Below are 4,642 nucleotides of genomic sequence, written 5' to 3' on the forward strand. Positions count from 1 at the left end.
TCAACAACTGGATCTTCGCAGGTCGGACGGGCACCTCTTCTATTCGGGGTCACACTCCGTCAGCACCCCCGGCCCTCACGGTGAAACACCAAGGCCGGGCGGCCGGGGCCACTTCTGGTTGTTGTCGAGGAGGAAGGCGGCAGGCTGGCCCGGGGTGCCGACGGCAGTTGCGCCGCGGGGGAGAGGAGCGCCGTAGGGAGACGTCACCGGGCAGGGTGGTGGAAAACCAGTTGCCTCCGGCCGTGGACGCCACCGACAGGACGCGGACGACCCGGCACGTCAGGCCTGCGCTCTCGGGGCTCTTCGGCACCATCACGGCCGCCGTGGCGATAGGTAAAGGCGGCACCGTCCCCGCTCACGTGTACCGGCTCCATCCGGGCCCCGCTCGCGGCCACTTGTCTCGCCCGCTCATGACGTCGGCTGCTCGGCATACAAGTTTCTCGCACGACTGCTCAGGGCATCGCATGCCTCATCCACGGCCTATCCCACTGCCTTGAAGTCACCTCATCCTGGCTTTCCACCGAGGGGGCGGGCCCGGGTGTGCCGCCCATGGTCAACGTGCAGAGTCGGGCCAGGATGCGTCCTCTGAGATCGGACGTGTCGGACGCGGTTCGTCATGCCCGCCGATGCATGACGGCGAGGAGCGCCATGAGGCGGTTTCGTGAATGGCCGGAGTTCATGCTGACGCTGTCACGAACGGTTCCCTACGATGCGAACGCCTTCAGCCTTCACGAGAACTTCACGATTCTTCCGTGAATCGCTGGCACCGTCACGCCCCGACATCTAGGAGTGACCATGGCTCGTGGATCCCTGCTGTGCGGCGCTGCGCTCGCCGCACTCATAGCCACCGCGCTGCCGGCCCAGGCGGCCCCGCCCTCCGCGCCCCCGCCGGACAAGATCGTCATTAAGGTCGCTACGGTGAACGGTTCCGGCTGTCGGCAAGGCACCACCGCCCTCGCGGTCTCCGAGGACAACACCGCCTTCACCGTGACATACAGCGACTACCTCGCCCAGGTCGGCGCCAACTCCGACCCGACGGCCTTCCGCAAGAACTGTCAGTTGAACCTGATCGTGCACGTTCCGCAGGGCTTCACGTACGCCATCGCCAGCGCCGACTATCGTGGCTTCGCCTACCTTCAGCGCGGTGCGAGTGCCGTCCAGAGAGCCTCCTACTACTTCCAGGGCTCAGCGAACACACAGTCCCGCAACCACCCCTTCCGCGGCCCGCTCAATGACAACTGGCAGGCCACCGACAGCACCGACTGGGCCCAACTGGTCTGGGCGCCGTGCGGAGTCCAGCGCAACTTCAACATCAACACCGAGCTGCGCGTGAACGCTGGCACGTCCTCGCCGAACAAGGTCAGTTTCATGACCATGGACTCGACCGACGGTGACATCAGCACGGTGTACCACCTGGCATGGAAGGCATGCCCGCGGCCCTGAGCGGTATCCCGGCAGGGCTTGAAGAGACGAACGATCCCTCTCCCGCGGATTTCCGCGGGAGAGGACGCCGACGGAACGAGGCTGCCCCGTCATCGGTGGTCAAGCTGCACCGGACAACTGCCGGCCTCGTCGGTGCCGTCCGAAACCGACGGCAGGCAGTGGATGCCGACCTCTCCGCGCCGAGTGGGCCGATCTGGTCGGCATGCGCCTGCGTGCTCGTACCGAGGTAGACCTCTCCGGCTACCTGTTCGGATCCTCGACCTCTACCTCACATGGGCCTCCCGCCGAGGTGAGACTGCCGGTGAAGGTCCTCGTCGTCGTCGCGGCGCTCTCGTCGGGGAACGTGGGGCTGGTAGTGACGTTGCGGAGCTCTTGACCACGGTGACGGCTCCGTTGCCGAAAGTCTCGATTTCGCAGCATGGCTCGCTTCGCTGGGCGTCCTTTTGGCTGGTTCGGGGTTCGCCGTTCCCGCACACGAAATCTTCGACTGCCGCGTGAAGTCGAACTCCTCCAGGGGGACCTGCTGCTCGAACGTCGCGCAGTGTAGGCGGCGTTGGAGGCGACGGTCTCACGGCGGGTGATCTCGTCCTGGCAGAGGACCTGCAGGAAGTCGAGGTGGCCGAGTTCGCCGCCGGGTGCGCCTGGGCGAGGCAGCGTCCAGCGCACCGAGTAGAGGGTGCGGCCGACCTTGATGTGAAAGTCCAGGCCAACCAGGGCAGTTGACCAGCGGGCCAACACGAACGGAGTCTGCGGCAGGGGCAGCAGGGCTTCGTCCTCGATGACTTGGTTGGGGACCGAACAGCATCCCGGGGGCACCGCGGAGGCCTGGGGGCAGTCGTCTGGGGGACACTAGCGCGGAAAAAGCCGGTGCTGGAGAGACGACCGCCCGCGAGTGAGGCAGGCATGGACGCACCGACGGCCGCCGCAGTCCCACCGTGCCGGTTGAGGTCGGCGTCACGCTTGTGTCCGAGGCCCTGGACCTGCCCGTCCGCACGGGAAAGCCAGCAGTGGCCCCTTCCCTGCGGATGTCGGCAGACGGGGAGAGGGACCACTCGGCTATGGGAGTGAGCTGATGTTGGGGTTGGTTACACGGCGGCTCCGGTGGTGTTGCGGCGGCGGAGGTAGAGGGTGCCGCCGAGGGTGATCAGTCCAGCTGCGGCTGTTCCGACGGCCGGGTCGATCAGCGGGATGGCGGGTACTTCGGTGTAGTCGCAGGCCTTGTTGTTGTTCATGTTGGGGTCGGGTTCGTTGCCCATGATCTCGGCGCAGTTCTCGACCGTGGTGGTCTCCAGGGGCTTGGGGGCGAGGCCGCGGATGGTGATGATGCGGGTTTCCCCGACGTTCAGGGGTCCGCCGTTGCAGGTGAGCATCTGGGCATTGATGCTGCAGCCGGCGTCGGAGGTGCGGGCGTCGGTGATCCCCTCGGGGATGGGGTCGGTCAGGGTCCAGCCTGAGGAACGGTTGGGGCCGTTGTTGGTGACGATGACCTGGTACTCGATGGCTCCGCCCGGTTCGACGCGGAAGGGTGCGGTCTTGTCGATGGCCAGGTCGACGCTGGGCTTGGTGAAGCCGAAGTCGAGGCTGTGGTCGTTGGCGCCGGCCTCGCTGGGGGTGACCTCGATGGCCGGGAACGGGGCGCCGCCTGGTTCGCCGCTGGAGTCGATCTCGTCGTTGTCACCCGCGTTCGGGCGGGTGGGGCTCCAGCCGTCGAGGACGCCGCCGCCGGCGTAGTTGTCGGGGTTGTCCATCTTGACGGTGTAGGTGCTCCCCGGCTTCAACTCCTTCACCTGCCGGGAGTCGAAGTAGTAGTCGCCCCGCTCGTTGGTGACGGCCGTGCCGATCTTGTTGCCGTTGGCGTCGTACAGGTTGACCGTGGCACCCACGACCGGCATCTCGCCCGGATCCTGGATCCCGTTCTCGTCCGTGTCCTGCCAGACGCGGTTACCGATCTGCAACGGCGCCTGGTCGCACAGGACTTCCAGGTCACCGATACCACGTGCCTTACCGAACTCGCTGTTCAGGTAATTGCCGTCCGTCACGTCGTTCCGGGTACCCGTGGTGCGGTCGACCCACACCACGCCGCTGCCCGTCGCGCGGATGGGGTCCTGCGCGGTGAAGGGAATGGTCGTCTCCACCTTGGAGATGGCCACGCCACCCGTACTGACCTCCTGATGGATGCCTGCGAAGGCAAAGTCGCCGGGGTAGAACTCCTTGACGTCCGCGGTCTCTCCACCCGAGATGGCGGGGCTGGTGTTGTTGTTCTTGCAGCCACCGTTGCCGTCCATGACGAACATGTGGTTCCCGCCACGGCAGGCCCGGTTGATGTCACCACCGTTGAATACGTTCGTTGGCGGAGCGGCGTCGGTTGCGGGCAAGTTGCTACCGAAGCGGTCCGCGAGGCGGTCTGCGAAACCAACGACCATGTCGCCGTTGGTTTCGAACTCGATGTCGGTCAGCTCCGGCTCCGGGTTCTGGATCTGTCCGGTCGCGTTCTCGGCTGGATGGACACAGCTCTTGCCGTCCTGAGTCAGGGGCCGACTGTTGGTCCACGGATACCAGCCATGACCAGTGCAGAGGTAAGGACTGGTGGACCCGACTCCGCCGCGGGGGAAGTCCAGCGGCTGGTCCATGACTTTGCCGGTGAACTGGCCCGTGGTCGGGTCAAAGGTCTGCACAACCGCCCGCAAATCCGCCTTGCTCCTGGTGGACTCCGCCGAACAGACCCCGCCGACGTACACCTTGCCGTCCTGCTGGCCCAACCCGAAGGGGCGCCAATCACCGTTTGAGGCACAGCCCGGATCCGGGATGGCATACGACGCCTTCGGCGCGGCCGCCGTGGCCTGAGTGGCGTCGTAGCGGTAGAGCCTGCGGTCGCGCAGGTTGACGACATACAGGTCCTTGCCGTCCGGGCTGACATCCACGTCACCCAGCGACTGCTTGCCCACCGCCGGACCGAACGCCTCGTCCATGTCAACGCCCGGATTGTGCGCGGTGGTGCCGGGGTTGGGGACCTGGGTGAACAGCGTGGTTGCCTTGGTGGCCGGGTCGGTCCGGTAGATCGCACCCGGACCGCCGGGACCGTACTTGGAGCCCCGTTTGGCATAAGCGGAGTTCAAGAAGTTCCTGATCCGCATCGACAAGGAGGTACCCGCGCACCTGCAGGTCCACCTGATCGTGGACAACTACGGCACCCACAAGA

General features: G+C 66.0%; 2 protein-coding genes. One reads left to right on the forward strand and one right to left on the reverse strand.

Annotated features, from left to right (window positions below):
- The first annotated feature begins 795 nt into the window (after window positions 1-795).
- On the forward strand, window positions 796-1,443 hold the full coding sequence (locus ACZ7NC_RS44535) for a DUF4360 domain-containing protein (protein WP_471497871.1): 648 nt from the start codon (window positions 796-798) through the stop codon (window positions 1,441-1,443).
- Window positions 1,444-2,528: 1,085 nt separating this feature from the next.
- Here ACZ7NC_RS44535 and ACZ7NC_RS44540 read toward each other — a convergent pair.
- The gene (locus ACZ7NC_RS44540) at window positions 2,529-4,577 is read right to left on the reverse strand and encodes an SdrD B-like domain-containing protein (RefSeq protein WP_471497873.1); all 2,049 of its coding nucleotides are present in this window, start codon (window positions 4,575-4,577) and stop codon (window positions 2,529-2,531) included.
- Window positions 4,578-4,642 lie beyond the last annotated feature (65 nt).

It is taken from the genome of Streptomyces sp. NPDC111802 (assembly GCF_055634335.1).

Bases quoted from the DNA above. Each gene is read 5' to 3' on its own strand.
- ACZ7NC_RS44540 (WP_471497873.1), bottom strand. From the start codon at position 4,577: ATGCGGATCAGGAACTTCTTGAACTCCGCTTATGCCAAACGGGGCTCC.
- ACZ7NC_RS44535 (WP_471497871.1), top strand. From the start codon at position 796: ATGGCTCGTGGATCCCTGCTGTGCGGCGCTGCGCTCGCCGCACTCATA.